The sequence below is a fragment of the Blastococcus sp. SYSU D00868 genome (genome assembly GCF_054050575.1).
Genome location: NZ_JBJGZO010000047.1, coordinates 1 through 23,832, shown reverse-complemented (window position 1 = coordinate 23,832; position 23,832 = coordinate 1). Strand labels below are relative to the sequence as shown.

Genomic DNA, 23,832 nt, shown 5'->3' with positions numbered 1-23,832 from the left:
GGGGGGCCGCCGCGGCCGCCCGGGCCGGGCCCGGGCCCCCGGCCGCCGCCCGCCCCCCCCCCCCCCCCCCCCCCCCCCCCCCCCCCCCCCCCCCCCCCCCCCCCCCCGGCGCCCTCCTCGCGCAGCGAGCGGCCGGTGAGGCCGAGGAACACGTCGTCCAGGCTCGGCCGGCGGGTCTCCACCCCGATGACGTCGACGCCCGCGCTGTCCAGCGCGCGGACCAGCCGCACCAGCGCCGCGCCGCCCGAGGGCACCCGCCCGACGATGCGGTCCCCGTCGATCTGCGGCGGCTCGGCCCCCGGCAGCGCCGCGACCATGCCGGCCACCTCCGCCGTCCGGCCCGGGTTCGCGACGGTCACCGTGAGCACGTCGCCGCCGACCCGGGACTTCAGCGAGTCGGGGGTGCCCTCGGCGACGATCGCGCCCCGGTCGATGACGAGGATCCGGTCGCACAGCGCGTCGGCCTCGTCGAGGTAGTGCGTGGTCAGGAAGACCGTCGTCCCCCGCTCCTCCCGCAGGCCCTGGATGTGCTGCCACAGGTTGGCCCGCGCCTGCGGGTCCAGGCCGGTGGTGGGCTCGTCGAGGAAGACCAGGCCGGGGTCGTGGACCAGCCCCATCGCGATGTCCAGCCGCCGCCGCTGCCCGCCCGACATGGCCTTCGGCTGGCGCTCCCACAGGCCCTCGAGGTCGAGGTCGCGGAAGAGCTGCCGGCCGCGGGTGACCGCGTCGGCGGTGCTCAGCCCGTAGAGCCGAGCGTGGTCGACGACCTCCTCCCCGGCCCGCGCCTCCGGTGCCGTCGAGCCGCTCTGCGAGACGTAGCCGATCCGCCGCCGTACCCCGACGGGGTCGGCGACCAGGTCGCAGCCGGCCACGGTCGCCGTCCCGGCGGTCGGCGCCAGCAGCGTGGTGAGCATGCGCAGCGTCGTCGTCTTGCCGGCGCCGTTGGGACCGAGGAAGCCGACGATCTCGCCGGCCGCCACGTCGAGGTCCACCCCGGTCACGGCGTGCACCTCCTGCTTCTTCCGACGGAAGGTGCGGGCGAGGCCGCGGGCGTGGATCACCCGGACAGTGTTGGGCCTCGACCGCCTCCGGGAGGAGGTTCCGGCCCCGCCCGGTGCACTTCGCGCCGTCGGCCGACGTCACCAGTCCCGGGGACCCCGCTCGCGCGGCACCCGGGGCAGGGTCGGCGCCTCGCGGGTGGTCGGGTGGCCGTCGTCCCCGCCGGGCCGGTCGGGCCAGGCGGGCTGCGCGCGCGGGTCGGGCGGGGGCAGGGGACGGACGGCGCCGCGCCGCGGCCGCGCGGCCACCAGCGCCCAGAGCACCGGGACGGCGAGCACCGGCCACTGCAGCGCGAGGTCGCCCACCCAGAGGATGCCGGCCAGCAGCAGCACGAACAGGCAGCCCGCCGTCCACAGGCCCAGCAGGCGCGCCTCCGCGGGACCGTGCCGCATCACGCGGTCAGGCGGCCTGCAGCTCGCCGGCGACGACGGCCGGGGTCAGCGGCTCGTCGAGCAGGCGCAGGAAGCGGTCGGCGCCGGACTGCCCGGCCGGGCGCGCGTCCAGCCAGCGGGAGAGCAGCTCGAACCCCTCCACGTAGGTGGTGATGTAGGCCCGCCACAGCGGGTGGGTGAGGAACCGCAGCTGCTGGCGGGCCCGGTCGTCGCTGACCAGCGACCACTTCTGCAGGTGGGCGACGACCTCGTCGGGGTCGGCGCCGCGGTCGTGCAGCATGATCGCGGCGTCCTGGCGGACCCGGTTCAGCGGGGCGGCGGCGGCGGCGATCCGCTCGGCGAGGGCGCCGTCGAACCGCAGCCCGAGGTCGTCGAGCACCTCGGCCGCCCACGGCCCCCAGCCCTCCCCCACCGAGGCCTGCACGCCGAGGTCGGCCAGCCCCTCGGCCATGAGGCACTCGGGGGTGTTGACGAGGAACACCGTGTGCTCGACCCGGCCCGCGCGCTCGACCAGGCCCTGCTCCTTGCGGCAGTGCTCGGTGTGGTGCCCCGGGTAGGACTCGTGCGCCACCAGGTGCGGCAGCTGGCTCAGCCGGTGCGGCAGGTCGGCGTTGATCGCGACCCGCGACCGGTAGGCGCCCTCGTAGTAGTTGAACCCGGACCAGGGCTTGTCGGTGACGACCTCGTAGTGCACCGTCTCGGCCTCGGGCAGCCCGTAGCCGGCGCGCACCCGGTCGCGCAGCGCGCTGGACAGCGCCTGGACGGCGACCTCCAGCCGGTGCGGCGGGCACTCCTCGCGGCGGCGGTGCCGGGCGTAGCGCTCGGCGAGGGTGCCGTCGCCGGGCAGCAGCTCCTCGAGCTCGGCGTGCGCGGCGGCGTAGTCGACCGGGTCGCCGAGCTCGACGTCCACCTGGAAGTAGCTGCGCACCTCGTCGCGGAAGGCGACCGGCTCGCCGCTCATCTTCCGCGCGCTGCACTCCAGCCCGGTCAGCTGGCCACGGAGGAACTCCGTGCGGTCGGCCGGCAGGCCGGCGACGTCGAGCTCGCGCAGCAGCGCCCGCGCCTGGTCCCGCAGCGCCTGCGGGGTGGGCGCCGCCTCGTCCTCGACCTGGGCCCGGATCCGCGGATCGCCGGTGTAGGCGTCGACGAAACCGCTCTCCAGGCGGTCGAACCGCAGGCCGAGGCGGACGTACTCCAGGGCGACGTCGACCTGCGCGGAGCTCATGCGGGCGATCCTCTCAGCCGCCGAAGCGGCGGTGCCGGGCCGCGTACGCCCGCAGCGCGCGCAGGAAGTCGACGCGGCGGAACTCCGGCCAGTAGACGTCGGTGAAGTGGAACTCCGAGTGCGCCGTCTGCCACAGCAGGAAGCCCGACAGCCGCTGCTCGCCGCTGGTGCGGATCACCAGGTCCGGGTCGGGCTGCCCGCGGGTGTAGAGGTGCTCGGCGATGTGGTCGACGTCGAGGATCTCGACGAGCTCCTCCAGCGTCGTCCCGCGGGTGGCGTGGTCGGCCAGCAGCGAGCGGACGGCGTCGGCGATCTCCCGCCGTCCCCCGTAGCCCACCGCGAGGTTGACCGTGGCCCCCGGCCGGTCGCGGGTCGCCTCCTCCGCCTGCTTGAGGACGGCGACGGTCTCGGCGGGCAGCAGCTCCAGCGCGCCCACCGGCCGCAGCTGCCAGCGGCGGTCGGGCGCGGACAGGTCCTCGGCGACGCCCTCGATGATCCGCAGCAGCGGCAGCAGCTCGGGCTCGGGCCGGGTGAGGTTGTCGGTGGACAGCAGGAAGAGGGTGACCACCTCGACGCCGGCCTCGTCGCACCAGCCCAGCAGCGAGGCGATCCGGTCGGCGCCGCGCCGGTGCCCCGCGTTGGGGTCCTCCAAGCCGATCGACCGCGCCCAGCGCCGGTTGCCGTCGACGATCACCCCGACGTGCCGGGGGGTGTCCGCCCCCACCAGGCCCCGGGCCAGGCGGCGCTCGTAGACCTGGGTGAGCACGTCGCGAACGAACTGACGCACCCCCACGGCGGTCACCCTAGGCCCCGGCCCTGAGCGGCGGCACACCACCGCCGCGGGCCCGCCGGCGGGGCCCCGGGTGCCGGGCAGCTCACAGCCGCCAGCCGCTGCAGCCACCCCCCGGCCTCCGTAACCTCGGACCATGAGCCCTGCGCCCGGAGAGCGGGACGAGACCCTCGTCGAGGCGGACGGCGCCGAGATCCAGGCCCCGCTGGGCCAGGCGCTCACGGCGGTCCGCGAGGAGGGCGAGCGGGTCGAGCAGGCCTGGACGGCCGCCGACTTCGGGGACGACGCCGACTGGGACCACCCCGACACCCGCCCCCGGATGCGGGGCTGGCTGCACCTGTTCGCGTTCTTCGGCGCCATCGTGGCCGGGGCCGTGCTCATCCCGCTGGCCTCGGTGCAGGGCGCCCGCGCCGGGTTCTCCGTGGCGCTGTACTGCCTGACCATCTGCGGGCTGTTCGGGATCAGCGCGCTCTACCACCGCCGGCGCTGGTCACCCCGCGGCTGGAAGATCATGAAGCGGCTCGACCACTCGATGATCTTCCTGTTCATCGCCGGCACCTACACGCCGTTCGCGCTGCTCGCGGTCGACCAGCCGGCGGGCTACTGGATCCTGCTGATCGTGTGGGCCGGCGCGATCGCCGGCGTCTCGCTGAAGCTGACCTGGCCGACCGCCCCGCGCTGGCTCGGCGTGCCGCTCTACATCGGGCTCGGCTGGGTGGCCGTCTTCATCCTCACCGACATCCTGCACATCGCCGGGGTCGCGTCGCTGGTGCTGCTGGCCACCGGCGGGGTGCTGTACACCCTCGGCGGCGTCGCCTACGCGATCAAGAAGCCCAACCCCTGGCCCGGGGTGTTCGGCTACCACGAGGTCTTCCACGCGATGACGATCGTCGCGGCGATCTGCCACTACATCGCCGTCTACTTCGCGGTGTTCAACTCCCCGTTCGCCTGAGCCGGGTCAGCTGAACGGACGGCGCTCGTCCAGGCGGGTGGAGCCCCGGCCGGCGGCGCGCCAGAGCCGGGCGACGACGTCGCGGTCGGCCTCGGTGACGAGGTTGCCCATCACCCGCAGGGCGACCGTCATCAGCGCGCGCGACCGCATGCCGACCGGGCCGGCGGCGGGCAGGAAGCGGGGCACCGTGAGCAGTCCGGCGAGCCGGCGGGCGATGGAGAACGCCTCGCCGTAGTGCCGGCGCAGGGTCGCCGGCCACGCGTGCGTCCAGTCCGGCTCGTCGAACAGGTCGACGACGGTCCGGCCGGTCTCCAGCCCGTAGTCGATGCCCTCGCCGTTGAGCGGGTTCACGCAGCCGGCGGCGTCGCCGACCAGCGCCCAGTTCCGGCCGGCGACCCCGGAGACCGCGCCGCCCATCGGCAGCAGCGCCGAGGCCGGCGCGCGCACCGGGCCGTCGAGCTGCCAGTCCTCCCGGCGGGCCGCGGCGTAGGCGTCGAGCAGCGGGCGCAGCTGGATCCCGGCGGGCCGGCGCGCGGTGGCCAGCGTGCCGACACCGATGTTGACCTCGCCGGCGTCGGCGCCCAGCGGGAAGACCCAGCCGTAGCCCGACAGCAGCTCCCCGCCGGTCCCGCGCAGCTCCAGATGCGAGGAGATCCACTCGTCGTCGGCCCGCCCCGAGGGCAGGTAGCCGCGGGCGGCGACGCCGTAGGCCGTGTCGCGGTGCCACTCCCGGCCCAGCAGGCGGCCCAGCGGGGAGCGGACGCCGTCGGCCACGACCAGCCGCGCGCAGCCGACGGTCACCGGCCCGTCGCCGGTCTCGAAGACCACGCCGGTCACCCGGTCCCCGTCCCGCGCGACGTCGACGGCGCGGGCGCCCTCCAGCGGGGTCGCGCCGGCCTCGAGGGCGCGGTCGCGGATGCGGGCGTCCAACTCGGTGCGCGGCACGGCGCTGCCGTGGTCGGGGAACTCGCCGCCGGGCCAGGGCAGCTGCCACTCCTGGCCGAAGCCGGCCGCCCGCAGCCCGCGGTTGCGGGCCCGCGACCGGGCCCAGTCGCCCAGGTCCAGCCGGTCCAGCTCGGCGATCGCCCGCGGGGTCAGCCCGTCCCCGCAGGCCTTGTCGCGCGGGAAGACGGCCGCGTCGGCCAGCACCACGGCGCGACCGGCGCGGGCGGCCCACGCGGCCGCCGCCGAGCCCGCGGGCCCGGCTCCGACGACGAGCACGTCGGTGTCCGACGGCGGGAGGACGGCGCTGCTCACCGGCCCAGTGTCCCCGACGGGCTCAGCCGAACAGCGGCACGCGGTCGGCCGCGGCACCCAGGGCGCTGCGGTCGGCGTCGGTCAGCGGCTCGCGGCCGGTGCCGCGGCGGGCCGGGTGGCGTCGTCCCAGCCGCCGGGCAGCGGCTGCCCGAGCAGGCCCTCGAGCACGCGGCGGACCTCGGCCAGCGGCCCGGCGGCCGGGCCCGGCCGGTCGAGGTGGGCGACGAGGTCCAGGTGGTGGACGGCGGCCTCGACGGTCAGCGTGGACAGCAGCGAAAGGACCCGGCCTCGGCGTGGCTGCGCTGCACCGCGCCGAAGCCGCCGTGCAGGCTGGCCGCGGCCCGGGTCGCCCAGAGCTCGTCCTCGTCGTCCGGCGCCGGCGGCCGCCAGGACCGCCAGGACCGCCGCGGTGGTGTCCGCCGGACCGCCCGCCGGGGCGGCCAGCGCGACGAGCGCCCGGCGGGCGTCCTGCAGCAACTGGTGGCCGAGGTCGACGACCGCCCAGCCGGTGCACCCGGTGGGCGCCCACCCCTCGCCCCGGCCGAGCGAGAGCAGGACCCGCGAGAGGCCGGTGCAGGCGGTGCGCAGCGACTCCAGCGGGGTCGGCACGCGGCCAGCCTGCCGCAGGGTCAGTCCGGACGCGGCCCGCGGGCCCGGACCTCCTCCACGGCGGACATGGCGTCGCGCAGCTCGGTCAGCCAGGCGTCGGCGTTGCGGCCCACGAGGCGCACCGCCCAGGCGAGGGCCTCCGACCGGGACCGGGCCACACCGGCGTCGACGAGCGTGTCGAGCACCAGCCGCTCGGGCTGGCGCAGCCGCGTCATCACCGGGACCGACAGCGTGGTGAACAGCTGGCGGTCCTCACCGCAGGTCGCGCCCCACGCGACCGACCGGCCGTAGCGCTCCTGCGCCGCGTCGGCGATCGCCATGCGCTGCTCGCGGGTGTCCTCGCGGAACCGCGCGATGCGCCCGGCGCGGGCGGCGGCCGCGTCGCCCTCGCCGGGATCGGGCTCGGGGAGCCGGCCGACGACGGTGATCTCGTCGCGGTCGACGAGCAGTTCGACCGGCTCGGTGAACCAGCCGTCCGGCAGCCGCCCGGCGAACCAGCCGGCCACCTCGCCCCGCTCGACCGGCGGCGGGGCCTCCTGGCCGCGGGCGCGGCCGGCACCCCGCCGGCCCCAGGGGCCCCGGCCGCCGCCGAAGGGTCCGTCCGCGAATCGCGATGCGTGCACGACGACCTCCTCAGGTCTGATTACAGGATTACACGGTAAGTCCCGGCGGCCCCGTGTGGAAGCCGGCGCATTGCGCCGAGAGCGGACGGTGCCGCCCGAGCCGCCCTGTCAGATGTCGACGATCCCGTCCGTGATCGCGCGCTCACCGGGGCAGCACGTTGCCAACGGACACGCCGATCATTCGTCGGTCCTGGACATCTGCGGCCCTTGTTGGTACTCGGCGCGTCGGCGGACTCTGCCGGCATCACGCCAGCCCGACCGGAGGTCGCCATGTCCCCGCGTTCCCGCTCCCGTTCCGCCCGCCGCCTCGCCACCGCCCTGGCGGGCGGCGCCGACCGCGCCGACACCCCCCTCCCCTCCCCGCCCTCCGCCCCCCCCGGCTGCGCGACCGCCTGGGGCTCCCTGCGGGAGTCGGCGTCCGGGGCCGGCGCCGGCGCCGGCACCGTCGACGACATCCGCACCGGCCGGCACGACTGCTTCGACCGGATCGTCATCGACATCGACGGCGCCGCCGGCGACGCGGTCGGCTACTCGGTCGGGTACGTGTCGCAGTTCCGCGAGGACGCGACCGGCGACGCGGTGCCCCTGCGCGGTGCGGCCGACCTGCAGATCGTCGTCACCCGCCCCGCCCACACCGACGCGGGCGCCCCCACCTACGCCCCGCGCACCCCCGCGGAGGCCGTGAGCGTGGCCGGCTACCGCACGTTCCGGCAGGTCGCGTGGGGCCAGTCGTTCGAGGGCCAGAGCACCGTCGGGCTCGGCGTCCGCGCCCGGCTGCCGTTCCGGGTGCACGTCCTGGACGGCCCGGGCGACGACGCCCGGCTCGTCGTCGACGTCGCGCACACCTGGTGAGTCCGCGGTCCGGACGCCGTCGCCACCCGGCGGCGTCCGGACCGCCGTCAGGCCGGCACTCCCGGCCGTCCCGGTGCGCACGCCCGCCCGGACCCCGCGCACCACCCCACCGGCGGACGTCCGCCGGCCACCGCAGGAACGCTCCCGGAGGAGCCCGCCATGTCCCGTCCCCGCCCACTGCTGCGACTCGCCGTCGTCCTCGGCGCCGTGCTCGCCTCCGTCACCGCGCTCGCCGGCCCCGCCGCAGCGGCCCCCTACTGCGGCATCACCTGGGGCTCGCTGCCCGAGGTGAGCAGCGCCCCCGACAGCGAGTCCCTCAACGGCGTCCGCTCAGGCCGCCACGCCTGCTTCGACCGCCTCGTCCTCGACGTGGGCGGGCAGGACGCCACCTTCGGCACCTACACCGTCGAGTACGTGCCCGTCGTCCGCGCGGACGGCTCCGGCGCGGCGGTCCCCGTCCGCGGCGCCGCCGACCTGCAGGTCGTCGTGGGCGCGCCGGCCCACGACGCCGCCGGCAACCCGACCGTCGAGCCGGCGAACCGCTCCGAGGTCGTGGACGTCACCGGCTACACCACCTTCCGGCAGGTGGCCTGGGCCGGGTCGTTCGAGGGGCAGACCACGCTGGCGCTCGGCGTCCGCGCCCGGCTGCCGTTCCGCGTGTTCGTCCTCCCGGGCACGCCGAACACCGACCACACGCCGCGGCTGGTGATCGACGTCGCGCACCGCTGGTGAGCCGGGGGCCCGGGCGTCGTCCGCGTGCGGGCGGCGCCCGGGCCGCGGCCGCGCGCGGTCAGCCGGCCGAGCCGGTGCCCCGGTCCTCGTCCCGCGGCGGCTCGATCGCGCGGGGCGCCTTGCGCAGGGTGTCGAGCAGGTCGTCCCCGGTCTGCTCCCGGCGGTCGCCGAGCAGCTCCTCGGGGGTGTCGGGGACGACGACGCCGGGCTCCTCCTGCGGCGGGTCGAAGCTCGCCGGCACCCGCTTGAGGTGCCGCGTCATCGACCGGACCAGGAAGGCGACGGCGATGAGGCCCAGCACCAGCAGGAGCAGGCCGAACGGCCCGGACTTGCCGACGTCCTCGGGGAGCTGGTCGCTGGCCGCCCACAGGATCATCGGACCGTCACCTCGCTGCGCAGGCCGGCGAACAGGTCGTCCTCCGGCGTCGGCGAGTCGACCAGCGAGCGCGCCAGCTCGTAGTCCTCGGTGGGCCACACCCGCTGCTGCAGCTCCATCGGGACGGCGAACCAGCGGCCGGTCGGGTCGATCTGCGTGGCGTGCGCGATCAGCGCGGCGTCCCGCTGCGGGAAGTACTCGGCGCACGGGACCCGCGTGGTCACCCGGTGGGAGATGTCGTGCTCGGGGTCCCAGTTCTCCAGCCACTCGGCGTACGGGGACTCCCCGCCCGAGGCGAGCACCGCCTCGTGCAGGGCCCGCGTCCGGGGCAGCGTGAAGCTCATGTGGTAGTAGAGCTTGCTCGGCTGCCAGGGCTCGCCGAGCTCCGGGTAGCGGTCCGGGTCGCCGGCGGCCTCGAAGGCGTGCACCGAGATCTCGTGCGTCTTGATGTGGTCGGGATGCGGGTAGCCGCCCCGCTCGTCGTAGGTGGTGATCACCTGCGGCCGGAACCGGCGGATGAGCGCGACCAGCGGAGCCGCCGCCTCCTCCACCGGCAGGAGGGCGAAGCAGCCCTCGGGCAGCGGCGGCAACGGGTCGCCCTCCGGGAGGCCGGAGTCGACGAAGCCGAGGAACTCCTGCTCCACGCCGAGGATCTCGCGGGCGCGGTCCATCTCCTCGGTGCGGATCTGCGGGAGCCGCTCCCACACCTCCGGCCGGTCGAGGGCGGGGTTGAGCACCGAGCCGCGCTCGCCGCCGGTGCACGTGGCCACCAGGACGCGGGCGCCCTCGGCGACGTACTTGGCCATCGTCGCGGCGCCCTTGCTCGACTCGTCGTCGGGGTGGGCGTGCACGGCGAGCAGCCGGAGCTGGTCTGCGTCGGTCACCGGGCCATCATCCCCCGCTCCGGGGACGGTCCGCCGCCGACCGGCCACCCGGACGGGTGCGCTGTGCCCCGTGTCACGCCCTGGTCGGGTACGTTCCGGAACTCCCGTCGACGCATGCACCGGCTCCGGCGCCGGTGTTAAGTTGGCGGATCACCGTGAGCGCCGTCCGGTCGGACGGCGACCCCCGAGCTGCAGGAGTACCCCCGCGTGACCACCCCCACTGAGAACGAGCAGGGCATCTGGCTGACCCAGGAGGCCCACGACCGGCTGAAGGCCGAGCTCGACCAGCTGGTGGCGAACCGCCCGGCCATGGCCGCCGAGATCAACGCCCGCCGCGAGGAGGGCGACCTCAAGGAGAACGGCGGCTACCACGCGGCCAAGGAGGAGCAGGGCAAGCAGGAGGGCCGCATCCGGCAGCTCACCGACCTGCTCCGCAAGGCGCACGTCGGCGACGCCCCCACCGAGGCCACCCACGCGGCGACCGGGACCGTCATCACCATCCGCTTCCAGGGCGACGACGACACCGAGAAGTTCCTGCTCGGCTCCCGCGAGATCGCCGGCACCACGGACCTGACCGTCTACTCGCCGGAGTCGGCGCTGGGTGCGGCCATCCTCGGCGCCGCGCCGGGCGCGACCGTGACCTACCAGGCCCCCAACGGCCGGGACATCACCGTCGACGTCGTCGCCGTCGAGCCGTTCGTCCCCTGACCGCCGTGGCGCGCTCGCGCCGGGCCGAGAACACCGGGTTCACCTGCGGGCACTGCGCGGCCGCGGTGCCGGCCAACACCGACGGGCACTACCGCAACCACTGCCCGTACTGCCTGTGGTCGCTGCACGTCGACGACCTGCCCGGCGACCGGGCGAGCGGGTGCCGGGCGCTGATGGAGCCGATCGGCCTGGTGGAGAAGTCCGGGAAGGGCTGGCAGGTGGTGCACCGCTGCACGGCGTGCGGCCACCGCCAGCCCAACCGGCTGGTCCGCGAGGGCGACGCCCCCGACGACCTCGACCTGGTGCTGTCGCTCCCCTGGCTCTGAGGGCCCGACGAGCCGCCCCGGCGACGGGGGGCGGGTGTTCCCGGACCTGCCGGATCCCCGCTCGTGCGGTGTTCCTCGCGCGTTCGCGGCGTTGCCGCACCGCCGGAGCACGAGGAACACCGCAGGAGCGGGCCTGGAGGACGGCGGGACCTGCGGGACGGCGGCGCGACTAGGCGGCGAGGCCGCGGCGGCGCAGCAGCGGGGCCGGGTCGGCGTCCCGGCCGCGGACCGCGCGGAAGGCGGCCAGCGGGTCGACCGAGCCACCGACGGCGAGCAGGCGGGTGCGGAAGACGTCGCCGTTCTCCCGGCGCAGCCCGCCGTTCTCGCGGAACCACTCCACGGTGTCGGCGTCGAGGACCTCCGACCAGATGTACGAGTAGTAGCCGGCCGCGTAGCCCCCGGCGAAGACGTGCTGGAAGTAGGTCGTCCGGTACCGCGGCGGCACCAGGTCCGACGCGACCCCGGCGGCCTCCAGCGCGCGCCGCTCGAACTCGGCCGGGTCGCCGACCTCGGTCTCCGGGGTGATCCGGTGCCAGGCCTGGTCGAGCAGGGTGGCGGCCAGGTACTCGAGCGTGCCGAAGCCCTCGCCCCACAGCGCGGCCGCGTCCAGCGCCGCCACCACCTCGGTCGGCAGCGGCTCGCCGGTGTCGACGTGCCGGGCGTAGTGGTCGCGGACCTCCGGCCACATCGCCCACATCTCGTTGACCTGGCTGGGGAACTCGACGAAGTCGCGCGGCACGGCGGTGCCGGCGAACCGCGGGTAGGTGACGGCGGAGCTCAGCGCGTGCAGGGCGTGCCCGAACTCGTGGAACAGCGTGTCGACCTCGGTCAGGGTGAGCAGCGTCGGCTGGCCGTCCGCCGCGCGGTTGACGTTGAGGTTGTTGACGACGACCGGGCCGGTGCCCAGCAGCGCCGACTGCGAGACGAACGAGCTCATCCACGCCCCGCCCCGCTTGCCCTCGCGGGCGAACCAGTCACCCAGGTACAGCCCGACGGCGGCACCGGCGGCGTCGGTGACCTCCCAGACCCGGACGTCGGGGTGGTAGCCGGCCAGCTCCGGCCGCGGCGTGAAGCGGTAGCCGTAGAGCAGCCCGGCGGCGTGGAAGACGCCGTCGGTGAGCACCCGCTCCAGCTCGAAGTACGGCCGCAGCGCCGCGGTGTCGACCGCGTAGCGCTCCGCGCGCACCCGCTCGCTGTAGAAGGCCTAGTCCCAGGCGGCGAGCTCGACCCCGTCCGCCACCGCCAGCTCGGCGAGGACGTCGGCCTCGGCCCGCGCGTTGGCGGCCGAGGGGCCCACCATCGAGGCGAGCATCGCGTCGACCGCGGCCGCGCTGCCCGCGGTCTGGTCGGCCAGCACGAGATCGGCGTGGGTGTCGAAGCCGAGCAGCCGCGCCCGCTCCGCCCGCAGCCGGGCGATCCGCACCGCGACCGGGCCGTTGTCGTGCTCGCCGGACGCCGCCCGGCCGATCGACGCCTCGAACACCCGGCGCCGCAGGCCCCGGTCGCGCAGCTTGGCCAGCACCGGCTGGCCGGTCGGCAGCACGAGGGTGAGCAGGTACCCGTCGAGGCCGCGGTCGGCGGCGGCCCGCGCCGCGGCGGCCACCTCCGCCTCCCCGAGCCCGTCGAGCAGGGCGACGTCGTCCACCCGCACGGCGGTGGCCTCGGTGGCCGCCTGCAGGTTCTGCGCGAACGTCGTGGACAGCTCCGACAGCTGCGCGTTGAGCGCGGTGAGCCGCGCGCGGCCGGCCTCGTCGAGGCCCGCGCCGGCCAGCACGAAGTCCAGGTGGTAGCGCTCGACCAGCCGCAGCGACTCGGCGTCCAGGCCGGCCGTCCCCCGCGCGGCGTGCACCGCGTCGATGCGGGCGAACAGCGCCGGGTCCAGCCGGATCGCGTCGGAGTGGGCCGACTGCAGCGGGGCCAGCTCCCGCTCGATCTCCCGCAGCCGCGGGGTCGACACCGAGGACGACAGGTTCCCGAACACGGCGCTGGCCCGGCGCAGCAGCCGGCCCGACCGCTCCAGCGCCACGACCGTGTCGTCGAACGTCGCCGGCTCCGGCGAGCCGGCGATCGCCGCCACCTCCGCCCGCTGCTCGGCCATGCCGGCCAGCACCGCCTCCCGGCAGTGCTCCACCGTGACGTCGGCGAACGGCGGCAGGCCGAACGGCAGCGGCGAGGGCTCGAGCAGCGGGTTGGCGGGCGACGGTCCGGCGGTCACCCGCCGATCCTCCGCCGTGGGGTCCCCGCCGCGCTCACCGGCTCGCGGTCCGGCTGTAGAGCCGCACGGCCAGCGGCACGAACACCGCCAGGAAGCCGACGGTCCACAGCAGCGTGTAGAGCACCGGGTTCTGCAGCGACCACGCGTCGGGGACCGGCGCGCCGGGCACGGTGTTGCCGAACAGCTCGCGCGCGGCCTGCACCACCGTCGACACCGGGTTCCACTCGGCGAACGTGCGCAGCACCGACGGGAAGGTCTCCAGCGGCACGAACGTGTTGGCGATGAACGTCAGCGGGAAGATCACGATGAAGCTGGCGTTGTTCACCACCTCGGGCGTGCGGACCAGCAGCCCGACCACCGCCATCAGCCAGCTGACCGCGTAGGCGAAGACCAGCAGCACGAGGAACCCGGCGATCGCCTCCCCCACCGAGCTGTTGATCCGCCAGCCCACGGCCAGGCCGGTCACCGCCATGACCGCGATCGAGATGGCGTTGAGCCCGAGGTCGGCGACCGTGCGGCCGACGAGCACGGCCGACCGCGACATGGGCAGCGACCGGAACCGGTCGATGAGCCCCTTCTGCAGGTCCTCGGCCAGGCTGGCGCCGGTCGTGGTGCTCCCGAACACGACGGTCTGCGCGAAGATCCCCGGCAGCAGGAACTCCGCGTAGCTGACGTCGCCGGGCACGTTGATCGCGCCGCCGAAGACGTAGCGGAACAGCAGCACGAACATGATCGGCGACAGCGTCGCGAACACGATCAGGTCGGGCACCCGCTTGACCTTGATCAGGTTGCGTCGGGTGATGGTGACGCTGTCGGAGACGACGGCGGACAGGCTGCTCATCGGGCGCTCCCGGAGGCGGTGGCGGGCTCCAGCTCGGCCGGCTCGCCGTTCCCGGCGTCCTCCTCGGCGCCGTGGCCGGTGAGGGTGAGGAAGACGTCGTCGAGGTCCGGACGGCGCAGCCCGATGTCCAGCACCTCGACCCCGCTGCCCTCCAGCCGGCGCAGCGCCTCGGCCAGGGCGTCGGTGCCGCCGCTGACCGGCACGCTGACCCGCCGGGTCTGCTCGTCGACCTGCGCCTCGCCGGCCGCGAGCGGGCGCAGCCGGTCGCGCACCCCGGCCAGGTCCTCGGCGCGGGCGACGGTCAACTCGAGGCGCTGCCCGCCGACCTGCGCCTTCAGCTCGTCGCCGGTGCCGCGGGCGATGACCCGGCCGCGGTCGATGACGACCATCGAGTCGGCCAGCCGGTCGGCCTCCTCCAGGTACTGCGTGGTGAGCAGGATCGTCGTCCCGCCGTCGGCGAGGTCGGCGATGAACTCCCACATGCCCAGCCGGCTGCGCGGGTCCAGTCCCGTGGTCGGCTCGTCGAGGAACAGCACCCGCGGCCGCGCGATGAGCGAGGCGGCGATGTCGAGCCGGCGGCGCATGCCGCCCGAGTACGTCTTCGCCGGCCGGGACCCCGCGGCCACCAGGTCGAACCGCTCCAGCAGCTCGGCGGCGCGGGCCCGTGCCTCGCGCCGGCCCAGCCGGTACAGCCGGCCGACCATCTCGAGGTTCTCGTAGCCGGTCAGGTACTCGTCGACCGCCGCGTACTGGCCGGTCAGGCCGATCGCCGCGCGGACGCGGGCGGCGTCGCGGACGACGTCCAGGCCGACCACCTCGGCCCGCCCCTCGTCGGGCTCCAGCAGCGTCGTGAGGATGCGGACCACCGTGGTCTTGCCGGCGCCGTTGGGGCCGAGCAGCCCGAGGACGCTGCCCTCGGGGACGACGAGGTCCACCCCGGCGAGCGCGGTCGTGGCGCCGAAGCGCCGGACCAGCCCCTCGACGACGATGGCGGGGGACGCGGACGGGTTCATGCCCGGCACGCTAGGTGAGAGGGGTGACACATACCGAGTCCGTTTCGCCACGGGCGGATGAACTGCATGCCCTTCCGACCGCGGCCCGCCCCCGGATTCATCGGCGGCCCTCAGGTCACCTCGACGGCGTACCCGCCGGCGCGCAGCGCGCCGACGACCTCGCCGGCGTGGTCGGGGCCGCGGGTCTCTAGGACGACGGCGACCTCGACCTCGCCCAGGTGCAGCCGCTGCGACGTCCGCTCGTGCTCCACCTCCAGCACGTTCGCCCCGCGCGCGGCCAGCGCGCCGAGCACCGCCACGAGCGACCCCGGCCGGTCCGGAACGCGCACCCGCAGCGACAGGTAGCGACCGGCGGCGGTCATGCCGTGCTGCACGACCTTCATCAGCAGCACCGGGTCGACGTTGCCGCCGGACACCACGGCCACGACCGGCGGCCGGAAGGCGGCGGGCTCGGCGAGGACGGCGGCCACCGCGGCGACCCCGGCCGGCTCGACGACGAGCTTGGCCCGCTCCAGGCAGAACAGCAGCGCGCGGGAGAGGTCCTCCTCCGACACCGTGACGACGTCGTCCACCTGCTCGCGGACGTGCGCGAGGGTCAGCTCGGCCGGGGCGCCGACCGCGATGCCGTCGGCCATCGTCGCGGTCGCGGCCAGCGGCACCGGCCGGCCGGCGGCCAGCGACCCGGGGAAGGCCGCGGCGCCCTCGGCCTGGACGGCGACCAGCCGCACGTCGGGCCGCACGGCGCGCACCGCGGCGGCCACGCCCGAGACCAGGCCGCCGCCCCCGGCCGGGACGACGACCGTGGCCACCCCGGGGCACTGCTCCAGCAGCTCCAGCCCCACCGTGCCCTGCCCGGCGATGACGTCGGGGTGGTCGAAGGGGTGGATGAAGACCGCGTCGGTGGCCGCGGCGTGCGCCGAGGCGGCGGCCAGCGCCTCGGTGAGCGTCGTCCCCACCAGTTCGACCGTCGCGCCGTGGCCGCGGGTCGCGGCCACCTTGGGCAGCGGCGCGGACGCCGGCATGAACACCGTGGCCCGCGCGCCCAGGAGCCGGGCCGCCAGCGCCACGCCCTGCGCGTGGTTGCCGGCGCTGGCCGCGACCACCCCGCGGGCCCGCTCCTGCTCGGTCAGCCGGGCGATCCGGGTGTAGGCGCCGCGGATCTTGAACGACCCGGTCCGCTGCAGGTTCTCGCTCTTGAGCCACACGGGCCCGCCGACGCGCTCGGCGAGCGCCCGGGAGTGCTCCAGCGGCGTGCGGCGGACGACGTCGGCGAGCAACGCCGCGGCCGCCTCGACGTCGGCGCCGGACACGAGGACGGGGGGCTCGGACACGGCCCCATCGTCGCCGCCCCCGGATCCGGCGGCGCCCCCGGTCGCCCGAAGGGGGACGACAAGCTGATCAGCCCGTCGTACCTTTGGCGAGGTGACGGACCCCGCCTCCACGGCACCCGCTCCCCCTGCCCCCACCACCCTCGGCGAGCTGCGCGCCAGCGGCGCCGTCTGCAAGCCGGTCAAGGCCGAGATCCGGGCCAACCTGCTGGCCCGCCTCGCCGCCGGAGAGCCTTCGCTGCCCGGCATCGTCGGGTTCGAGGACACCGTCGTCCCCGAGGTCGAGCGTGCCCTGATCGCCGGGCACGACCTGGTCCTGCTCGGCGAGCGCGGGCAGGGCAAGACCCGGCTGATCCGCACGCTGGTCGGCCTGCTGGACGAGTGGACGCCGGTGCTGGCCGGCAGCGAGCTGAACGAGCACCCGCTGCGCCCGGTCTCGGTCTGGGCGCACCGGCAGATCGCCGAGCACGGCGACGCCACCCCGGTCACCTGGCTGCACCGCAGCGAGCGGTTCGGCGAGAAGCTGGCCACCCCCGACACCAGCGTCGGCGACCTCATCGGCGACGTGGACCCGATCAAGGTCGCCGAGGGCCGCACCCTCGGCGACCCCGAGACGGTGCACTACGGCCTCGTGCCGCGCACCAACCGCGGGATCTTCAGCGTCAACGAGCTGCCCGACCTGGCCGAGCGGATCCAGGTGGCGCTGCTCAACGTGCTCGAGGAGCGCGACATCCAGATCCGCGGCTACCGGGTGCGCCTGCCGCTGGACCTGCTGCTGGTCGCCAGCGCCAACCCCGAGGACTACACCAACCGCGGCCGGATCATCACCCCGCTCAAGGACCGGTTCGGCACCGAGGTGCGCACGCACTACCCGATCGAGCTGGCCGACGAGATCCGGCTGCTGCACCAGGAGGCCCGCACCAGCGGCCTCGGCGCGCCCGACGACATGCCCACCCTCGACACCCCCGTGGTGCCCGAGCACCTGGTGGAGATCGTCGCCCGGTTCACCCGGCTGGTCCGCGAGTCCAGCTCGGTGGACCAGCGGTCGGGGGTCAGCGCCCGCTTCGCCATCGCCGCGCTGGAGACCCTGGCCGGCTCCGCCGTCCGCCGCGCCGCCGTCGCCGGGGAGACCCGCCCGGTGGCGCGGGTGGTGGACCTGCCGGCCGTCGTCCCGGCCAGCCGCGGCAAGGTCGAGTTCGCCGACGCCGGCAGCGACCCGGAGGACGACCGGGAGCTGGAGGTGCTGGAGCACCTGCTGCGGCAGGCGACCGCGCAGACCTTCCGCGCCCGCTGCGCCGGCCTGGACCTGACCGGCCTGCAGGAGCACTTCACCGGCGGGGAGACCGTCGAGTCCGGCGAGCTCGTGCCGGCCGCGGCGCTGCTGGGCCAGCTGGGCACCATCCCGAAGCTGGCCGAGCTGCTGGGCCGCCTGGGGGTGCCGGAGGGCGAGCAGTCCGCCGAGCAGGCCGCCGCCGCGGTCGAGTTCGCGCTCGAGGGCCTGTACCTCACGCGCCGGCTCGCCAAGGACACCGACGGCGCCCGCACGGTGTACGGGGCCTGACGTGGTGCGCCGGCCCGGGAAGGGTTACCGGTACGGCCGCTGGCGGGGCGGGCCCGACCCGCTCGCCCCGCCCTACGACCTGGGCGACGCCGTCGACGAGATCGGCGACTCGGTCCTGGGCGGCAGCGGCGTCAAGGAGGCGCTGCGGGAGCTGCTGCGCCGCGGCATGGCCGGTCGTCGCGGGCTCGACGACCTGCGCCGCAACGTCCGCGACCGGCTGCGCCAGGCGCGCCAGGCCGGCCGGATGGACGGCACGCTGCAGGAGGTCCGCGAGCTGCTGGACAAGGCGCTGGACGCCGAGCGCCGCGAGCTGTTCCCCGACCCGGACGACTCCGCCCGGCTGGCCGAGGCCGAGCTGGACGCCCTCCCGCAGGACACCGCGGGCGCCGTCCGGGCGCTCAAGGACTACCCGTGGCGCAGCGACGAGGCCCGGCAGGCCTACGAGCAGATCCAGGACACGCTGCGCCGCGAGGTCCTCGACAGCTCCTTCGCGTCGATGAAGCAGGCGCTGGAGAACGCGACCGAGCAGGACATGCAGGCCGTCCGCGACATGGTCGCCGACCTCTCCCGGCTTGTCGACGCGCACAACCGCGGCGAGGACACCGACGAGCAGTTCGCCGAGTTCATGGACAAGCACGGCCAGTTCTTCCCCGACGACCCGCAGTCGGTGGACGAGCTCATCGACTCCCTCGCCCGCCGGGCCGCGGCGCAGGAGCGGATGATGGCCGGCCTCTCCCCCGAGCAGCGCGCCGAGCTGTCGGACCTGATGGCCCAGACCATGCAGGACATGGGCCTGGCCAGCGAGATGGCCCACCTGCAGGACGCGCTGCGGCAGGCCCGGCCGGACCTGCCGTGGGGGCAGCGCGGGCAGGTGCCCGACGGGGAACAGGCCCTCGGGCTGGGCGACGCCACCAGCGCCGTCGCCGACCTCGCCGACCTCGAGGCGCTGTCCAACCAGCTGTCCCAGGGCTACGCGGGCGCCTCGCTGGCCGACGTCGACGAGGAGCTGCTGGAGCAGGCGCTGGGCCGCGAGGCGGTCGACGACCTGGCGGCGCTGCGGCAGCTGGAGCGCGAGCTGGAGCGGCAGGGCTACCTCAACCGCTCCGACGGCAAGCTGGAGCTCTCCCCCAAGGCGGTCCGGCGGCTGGGGGCCACGGCGCTGCGCCGGGTCTTCGCGAAGCTGGACAGCACCGGCCGGGGCGAGCACGACGTCGCCGACGCCGGGGCGGCCGGGGAGCTCACCGGGGCCTCGCGGGAGTGGCAGTTCGGCGACGAGCAGCCGCTGGACGTCGTCCGCACCGTCCGCAACGCCGTCCTCCGGACGGCGGGCGAGCCGCGCGGGGACGAGCAGCGGGCCGTGCGCATCGCCGTGGAGGACTTCGAGGTCGTGGAGACCGAGCGGCGCACCGGCGCCGCGGTCGCGCTGCTGGTCGACCTGTCCTACTCGATGGCGCTGCGCGGCACGTGGGGCGCGGCCAAGTCGACGGCGATGGCGCTGCACTCGCTGGTGACGACGAAGTTCCCGCAGGACGCCATCCAGATCATCGGCTTCTCCTCGGTGGCCCAGGTGCTCCGGCCGGAGACGCTGGCCGAGCTCAGCGTGGACACCCTGCAGGGCACCAACCTGCAGCACGGGCTGATGCTGGCCCGCCGGTTCCTCGCCCGGCACCGCGACGCCGAGCCGGTGGTCCTCGTGGTCACCGACGGCGAGCCGACCGCGCACCTGGAGCCGGACGGGACGCCGTTCTTCTGCTGGCCGCCGATGCCCGAGACGATCGCGCGCACGGTCGCCGAGGTGGAGAAGGTGGCCCGCTCCGGGGCCACGCTCAACGTGTTCGCGCTGGACCCGGAGCCGGCGCTGGTGCACTTCGTGCACGACATCACCGCCCGCGCCGGCGGCCGGGTGTTCACCCCCGACGGCGACCGGCTGGGCGAGTACGTCGTCGCCGACTACCTCCGGGTGCGGCGCGGCCGGCGCGCGCGGTGACGCGAGCGGAGTCGCTGGCGGACGGTTCCCGTTCCCCAGCGACTCCGCTCACCGGCGGACGTGCGCGCCGCTGGAGGTGATCCCCGGGATGGCGCCGGCGCGGAAGGCGTCGACGAACAAGCGGTGGTCCTCCTGCGTGCGCCGCGCGTAGGCGTGCGCGAAGTCGACCAGGTCGGCGACGAACTCCTCGCGGCGGTCGCCGACCATCGCCGCGATCGCCTCCTCGGTCTGGAACGGCACGAGGGTGTGGTCGCTGTCGGCGTCCCCGACGCAGTGCATCTTCGCCGTCGCGCGGCCGAGCTGGACCAGCACCGGGGCCATCTCCTCGGGCTCGGTGAGGTCGTCCCACTCGAGGTCGACCTCGTACGGGGAGAGCTCGGCGACGACGAAGCCGACGCCGTCGATCTCGGCCCACCCGAGGAACTGCGAGGCGTTGGCCTGCAGCGCGCGGCGGCTCACCGCCGTCCGGTGGCCCTCGTGCTCGAACGCCCCGCGCAGCGCCGGGTCGCGGACGATCCGGCTCGGGGCGGCGACGTTGCCCTGCTTGAGCGACAGGACGACGTCGTTCTCCAGCGCCTGGTCGTAGCCCTCCAGCAGCACGTTGTAGGCCGGCAGCCCGGCGCTGCCGATGCCGAAGCCGCCGGTGCCGATCACGTCCTTGACGTCGAAGGTGACGTCGCGGCGGCGCGGGGGCGGCACGAGCGTGTGCCGGTAGCGCTCCAGCGCCTCCAGCACCCGGCCGCGCTCGTCGTCGTCGAGGCGGCGGTTGCGCCCGATGTCGGCGAACCGCCGCTCGAACCCCTCGACGACGGTCATCCGGTCCAGCAGCTGCAGCCGGCTGCGGGCCGTCGTCGCCAGGATCGCGTCCCGCACCGCCCCCTCGGTGTTGTCGCGGGTGAGGGCGAAGGAGCGGTCGTCGTCGGAGCGCCGGAACGCCTCGACCTGGTCGAGGTAGGCCTCCAGGTAGGTGCGCAGGAGGTCGCCGATGACGTCGTCGCCGAGGGCCTTGCGCCACGCCAGCAGCGCGAAGCTGGCGGCGAACCGGCGCAGGTCCCAGCTGACGTGGCCGAGGTAGGCCTCGTCGAAGTCGTTGACGTCGAAGACGATCCGCCCCTGGGCGTCCATGTAGGTGCCGAAGTTCTCGGCGTGCAGGTCGCCCTGGATCCAGACCCGCGCGGTGCGCTCGTCGCACCAGCGGTCGTCCAGGCCGGCCATGTCGGCGTAGAACAGGCAGGCGCTGCCGCGGTAGAAGGCGAACGGGTCGGCCGCCATCTTGCGGAACTTGGTGCGGAAGGCGTCGGCGTCGGCCCGCATCAGCTCGGCGAACGCCTCGACGAGCGTGTCGACGATCAGCTGGGAGCGTTCACCCGCGGTTCCGTCGGGGGTGACCCCGGAGAGGGAATCTGGCACGGGGGCACCGTAGGCGGCGGTTAACCTGCCGAACAGGTCGTTGCAGCACGGGAGCATGGGGGCCGCGGTGACGGAGACGGGCACGGCGCGCCGGGTGGCCACGGGGGTCGCCGGCGTCGGCGGCGGGCTGGGCGCCACCCTGGCCGGGCTGTTCCTCCTGCTGCGCGGCGAGGCGAAGCTGGCCCGGCGGGCGATCGCGGCCCGCACCACCAAGCAGCTGCCCCCGTCGGGCAACGGCGTCTACGGTCGCGGCCGGGGCAAGCCGCTGGTGCTCGCCGTCCTCGGCGACTCCACCGGCGTCGGCCTCGGCGTGCACCGCGCCGCCGAGACCCCCGGGGTGCTGCTGGCCGCCGCCCTCGCCGAGCTGGCCGAGCGGCCGGTGCGCCTGGTCAACTTCGCGGTCTCCGGCGCCGAGTCGCGGGAGCTGCCCGAGCAGGTCGAGCCGGCGCTGGCGGAGAAGCCCGACGCCGTCCTCATCATGATCGGCGCGAACGACGTCACCACCCGCACCCGGCCGGCGGTGTCGGTGGCCTACCAGGCCGACGCGGTGCGCCGGTTCCGCGCGATCGGCGCCGAGGTCGTCGTCGCCACCTGCCCGGACCTGGGCACGATCCGCCCGATCGCCCAGCCGCTGCGGCAGTTCGCCCGGCACTGGAGCCGGCAGATGGCCGCCGCGCAGACCGTCGGCGTCGTCGAGGCCGGCGGCCGCACCGTGTCGCTGGGCTCGATCCTCGGGCCCACCTTCGCCCGCGACCGGTCGATGTTCGGCGTGGACGAGTTCCACCCGAGCGCCGCGGGCTACGCCGCCGCCGCGGCCGTCATCCTGCCGGCGCTGGCCGACGCGCTGGGCGTCTGGCCGGCCGCCGCCGACCGCGGGCTGCGCAAGCTGCGCCGCGACACCGTCCGCCCCGTGGAGCGGGCCGCGGCCCGGGCCGCCGACCGGCCCGGCACCGTCGTGCAGCCGACTCAGGTGCGCGGCTCCGACACCGGACCGCTGGGCGCCTGGGCCCGGCTGCGCCGCCGCCGTCCCCCCGAGCTGCCCACCCCGCAGGAGGCCGCGGCCGCCGCGCAGGTGCCCGCGGAGGGCTGACCGTCGCCGGCCTCCAGCCCGTGGGAGCCCGCCCGGCTACCCGGGGGTAGTTTCGCGGTGACCGCACCGCCCCCTCGTCGTGGAGGACCCATGCCCGAAGCCGTCATCGTCGCCACCGCGCGCTCCCCCATCGGTCGCGCGTTCAAGGGCTCGCTGAAGGACCTCCGGCCCGACGACCTCACCGCCACCATCGTCCGCGCGGCGCTGGACAAGGTGCCGGCGCTGGACCCGGCCGACATCGACGACCTGATGCTCGGCTGCGGGCTGCCCGGTGGCGAGCAGGGCCACAACATGGGCCGCGTCGTCAGCGTCCTGCTCGGCATGGACCACCTGCCCGGGACGACGATCACCCGCTACTGCTCCTCCTCGCTGCAGACCACCCGGATGGCCATGCACGCCATCAAGGCCGGCGAGGGCGACGTGTTCATCTCCGCCGGCGTGGAGATGGTGTCCCGCTTCGCGAAGGGCAACAGCGACTCGCTGCCCGACACCGAGAACCCGGCGTTCGCCGACGCACAGGCCCGGGTGGCCAAGTCGGCCGAGGGCGGCGTCGACGGCTGGACCGACCCGCGGGAGAACGGGGAGCTCCCCGACGTCTACATCGCGATGGGCCAGACCGCGGAGAACCTCGCGCTGCTCAAGGACGTCTCCCGGCAGGAGATGGACGAGTTCGCCGTCCGCAGCCAGAACCTGGCCGAGAAGGCGATCGCGGAGGGCTTCTGGGAGCGGGAGATCACCCCGGTGACCACGCCGGACGGCACCGTCGTCAGCAAGGACGACGGCCCGCGCGCCGGCACCACCCTCGAGGGCATCTCCGGCCTCAAGCCGGTCTTCCGCCCCGACGGCCGGGTGACCGCCGGCAACGCCTGCCCGCTCAACGACGGCGCCGCCGCGGTGGTCGTCATGAGCGACACCAAGGCCCGCGACCTGGGACTGACCCCGCTGGCCCGCGTCGTCTCGACCGCGGTCACCGGCCTGTCCCCGGAGATCATGGGCTACGGCCCGGTGGCGGCGTCGGAGCTGGCGCTGCAGCGGGCCGGGATGAGCATCGGCGACATCGACCTCGTCGAGATCAACGAGGCCTTCGCCGCGCAGGTCATCCCGAGCTACCGGGACCTCGGCATCGACATCGACAAGCTGAACGTGCACGGCGGCGCGATCGCCGTCGGCCACCCGTTCGGCATGACCGGCGCCCGCATCACCGGCACGCTGATCAACGGCCTGCAGACGCGCGACGCCACCTTCGGCCTGGAGACCATGTGCGTCGGCGGCGGCATGGGCATGGCCATGGTGCTGGAGCGCCTCTCCTGAGGCTCCGCACCGCCTGACGACGACGGCCCGGCTCCCCCTCGGGGGGGCCGGGGGGGGGGGGGGGGGGGGGGGGGGGGGGGGGGGGGGGGGGGGGGGGGGGGCGGGGGGGGGGGGGGGGGGGGGGGGGGGGGGGGGGGGCGGGGGGGGGGGGCCGAGACGCGCTCGCCCCGCCCTACGACCTGGGCGACGCCGTCGTCGAGATCGGCGACTCGGTCCTGGGCGGCAGCGGCGTCAAGGAGGCGCTGCGGGAGCTGCTGCGCCGCGGCATGGCCGGTCGTCGCGGGCTCGACG

Annotated in this window: 22 protein-coding genes and 1 pseudogene; 9 read left to right on the top strand and 14 right to left on the bottom strand. The window is 75.6% G+C overall.

From position 1 onward, the window contains the following. The 4 genes from ACI79F_RS23615 to ACI79F_RS23600 form a co-directional block, all read right to left on the bottom strand. Positions 1 to 1,061, bottom strand: a 1,061-nt coding sequence (locus ACI79F_RS23615; RefSeq protein WP_456578957.1) for an ATP-binding cassette domain-containing protein, incomplete at its 3' end; no start/stop codon positions are given. A gap of 78 nt (positions 1,062 to 1,139) precedes the next feature. After that, entirely contained in the window at positions 1,140 to 1,454 is a 315-nt protein-coding gene (locus tag ACI79F_RS23610) for a hypothetical protein (protein ID WP_456545654.1), read from the bottom strand. A 4-nt stretch (positions 1,455 to 1,458) separates the two neighbouring features. After that, positions 1,459 to 2,676 carry a DUF885 domain-containing protein gene (locus ACI79F_RS23605; protein ID WP_456545653.1) on the bottom strand — a complete coding sequence of 406 codons (1,218 nt, stop codon included), beginning with the start codon at positions 2,674 to 2,676 and terminating at the stop codon, positions 1,459 to 1,461. A gap of 13 nt (positions 2,677 to 2,689) precedes the next feature. Further along, on the bottom strand, positions 2,690 to 3,469 hold the full coding sequence (locus ACI79F_RS23600; RefSeq protein WP_456578956.1) for an isoprenyl transferase: 780 nt from the start codon (positions 3,467 to 3,469) through the stop codon (positions 2,690 to 2,692). A 133-nt stretch (positions 3,470 to 3,602) separates the two neighbouring features. Here ACI79F_RS23600 and trhA point away from each other — a divergent pair, with 133 nt between their 5' ends. Next, on the top strand, positions 3,603 to 4,418 hold the full coding sequence (gene trhA, locus ACI79F_RS23595) for a PAQR family membrane homeostasis protein TrhA (protein ID WP_456545651.1): 816 nt from the start codon (positions 3,603 to 3,605) through the stop codon (positions 4,416 to 4,418). Positions 4,419 to 4,424: 6 nt separating this feature from the next. On the opposite strand, the gene ACI79F_RS23590 is transcribed toward trhA, so the two are convergent. The 3 genes from ACI79F_RS23590 to ACI79F_RS23580 form a co-directional block, all read right to left on the bottom strand. Further along, positions 4,425 to 5,675 (bottom strand): geranylgeranyl reductase family protein, encoded by a 1,251-nt coding sequence (locus tag ACI79F_RS23590; protein WP_456545650.1) that lies wholly within the window; start codon positions 5,673 to 5,675, stop codon positions 4,425 to 4,427. A gap of 81 nt (positions 5,676 to 5,756) precedes the next feature. Beyond that, positions 5,757 to 6,284 (bottom strand): hypothetical protein, encoded by a 528-nt coding sequence (locus ACI79F_RS23585; RefSeq protein WP_456545649.1) that lies wholly within the window; start codon positions 6,282 to 6,284, stop codon positions 5,757 to 5,759. 20 nt (positions 6,285 to 6,304) lie between these two features. Then, positions 6,305 to 6,907 carry a hypothetical protein gene (locus ACI79F_RS23580; protein WP_456545648.1) on the bottom strand — a complete coding sequence of 201 codons (603 nt, stop codon included), beginning with the start codon at positions 6,905 to 6,907 and terminating at the stop codon, positions 6,305 to 6,307. Between the two features lie 270 nt (positions 6,908 to 7,177). On the opposite strand from ACI79F_RS23580, the gene ACI79F_RS23575 reads away from it, so the two are divergent. Continuing rightward, positions 7,178 to 7,759, top strand: a complete 582-nt coding sequence (locus ACI79F_RS23575; RefSeq protein WP_456578955.1) for an AMIN-like domain-containing (lipo)protein — start codon at positions 7,178 to 7,180, stop codon at positions 7,757 to 7,759. Between the two features lie 159 nt (positions 7,760 to 7,918). Further along, a complete protein-coding gene (locus ACI79F_RS23570; RefSeq protein ID WP_456545646.1) occupies positions 7,919 to 8,491 on the top strand; it encodes an AMIN-like domain-containing (lipo)protein in 573 nt (190 codons plus the stop codon). Positions 8,492 to 8,549: 58 nt separating this feature from the next. Here the strand turns inward: ACI79F_RS23570 and ACI79F_RS23565 are convergent, their stop codons facing one another. Together ACI79F_RS23565 and mca are read right to left on the bottom strand one after the other, a co-directional pair. Then, positions 8,550 to 8,867, bottom strand: a complete 318-nt coding sequence (locus ACI79F_RS23565) for a hypothetical protein (protein WP_456545645.1) — start codon at positions 8,865 to 8,867, stop codon at positions 8,550 to 8,552. Then, positions 8,864 to 9,751 carry a mycothiol conjugate amidase Mca gene (gene mca, locus ACI79F_RS23560; RefSeq protein WP_456545644.1) on the bottom strand — a complete coding sequence of 296 codons (888 nt, stop codon included), beginning with the start codon at positions 9,749 to 9,751 and terminating at the stop codon, positions 8,864 to 8,866. Before mca ends, ACI79F_RS23565 begins: the two co-directional genes overlap by 4 nt. A 207-nt stretch (positions 9,752 to 9,958) precedes the next feature. Here mca and greA point away from each other — a divergent pair, with 207 nt between their 5' ends. Together greA and ACI79F_RS23550 are read left to right on the top strand one after the other, a co-directional pair. Further along, positions 9,959 to 10,459, top strand: a complete 501-nt coding sequence (gene greA / locus ACI79F_RS23555; protein ID WP_456545643.1) for a transcription elongation factor GreA — start codon at positions 9,959 to 9,961, stop codon at positions 10,457 to 10,459. A 5-nt stretch (positions 10,460 to 10,464) separates the two neighbouring features. Next, on the top strand, positions 10,465 to 10,785 hold the full coding sequence (locus ACI79F_RS23550; protein WP_456545642.1) for an RNHCP domain-containing protein: 321 nt from the start codon (positions 10,465 to 10,467) through the stop codon (positions 10,783 to 10,785). Positions 10,786 to 10,954: 169 nt separating this feature from the next. Here ACI79F_RS23550 and ACI79F_RS23545 read toward each other — a convergent pair. The 4 genes and pseudogenes from ACI79F_RS23545 to ilvA form a co-directional block, all read right to left on the bottom strand. Beyond that, a pseudogene (locus ACI79F_RS23545) lies at positions 10,955 to 12,883 on the bottom strand (M3 family metallopeptidase). Positions 12,884 to 13,034: 151 nt separating this feature from the next. Beyond that, a complete protein-coding gene (locus ACI79F_RS23540; protein WP_456545641.1) occupies positions 13,035 to 13,841 on the bottom strand; it encodes an ABC transporter permease in 807 nt (268 codons plus the stop codon). Continuing rightward, entirely contained in the window at positions 13,838 to 14,854 is a 1,017-nt protein-coding gene (locus ACI79F_RS23535) for an ATP-binding cassette domain-containing protein (RefSeq protein ID WP_456545640.1), read from the bottom strand. The genes ACI79F_RS23540 and ACI79F_RS23535 overlap by 4 nt, the downstream gene beginning before the upstream one ends. A 110-nt stretch (positions 14,855 to 14,964) precedes the next feature. Continuing rightward, positions 14,965 to 16,185: a threonine ammonia-lyase gene (ilvA, locus tag ACI79F_RS23530; RefSeq protein WP_456545639.1), complete on the bottom strand. Its 1,221-nt coding sequence runs from the start codon at positions 16,183 to 16,185 to the stop codon at positions 14,965 to 14,967. Positions 16,186 to 16,276: 91 nt separating this feature from the next. On the opposite strand from ilvA, the gene ACI79F_RS23525 reads away from it, so the two are divergent. Continuing rightward, positions 16,277 to 17,743: a sigma 54-interacting transcriptional regulator gene (locus ACI79F_RS23525; protein ID WP_456545638.1), complete on the top strand. Its 1,467-nt coding sequence runs from the start codon at positions 16,277 to 16,279 to the stop codon at positions 17,741 to 17,743. A 1-nt stretch (position 17,744) separates the two neighbouring features. Further along, entirely contained in the window at positions 17,745 to 19,730 is a 1,986-nt protein-coding gene (locus ACI79F_RS23520) for a VWA domain-containing protein (RefSeq protein ID WP_456545637.1), read from the top strand. Positions 19,731 to 19,778: 48 nt separating this feature from the next. On the opposite strand, the gene ACI79F_RS23515 is transcribed toward ACI79F_RS23520, so the two are convergent. Then, positions 19,779 to 21,140, bottom strand: coding sequence for a DUF2252 domain-containing protein (locus ACI79F_RS23515; RefSeq protein WP_456545636.1), 1,362 nt, complete (start codon positions 21,138 to 21,140; stop codon positions 19,779 to 19,781). Positions 21,141 to 21,207: 67 nt separating this feature from the next. On the opposite strand from ACI79F_RS23515, the gene ACI79F_RS23510 reads away from it, so the two are divergent. Beyond that, complete coding sequence (locus tag ACI79F_RS23510; RefSeq protein ID WP_456545635.1) at positions 21,208 to 22,230, top strand: SGNH/GDSL hydrolase family protein; 1,023 nt, start codon at positions 21,208 to 21,210, stop codon at positions 22,228 to 22,230. Positions 22,231 to 22,320: 90 nt separating this feature from the next. After that, positions 22,321 to 23,541, top strand: coding sequence for an acetyl-CoA C-acetyltransferase (locus ACI79F_RS23505; RefSeq protein ID WP_456545634.1), 1,221 nt, complete (start codon positions 22,321 to 22,323; stop codon positions 23,539 to 23,541). Positions 23,542 to 23,832: the final 291 nt, after the last annotated feature.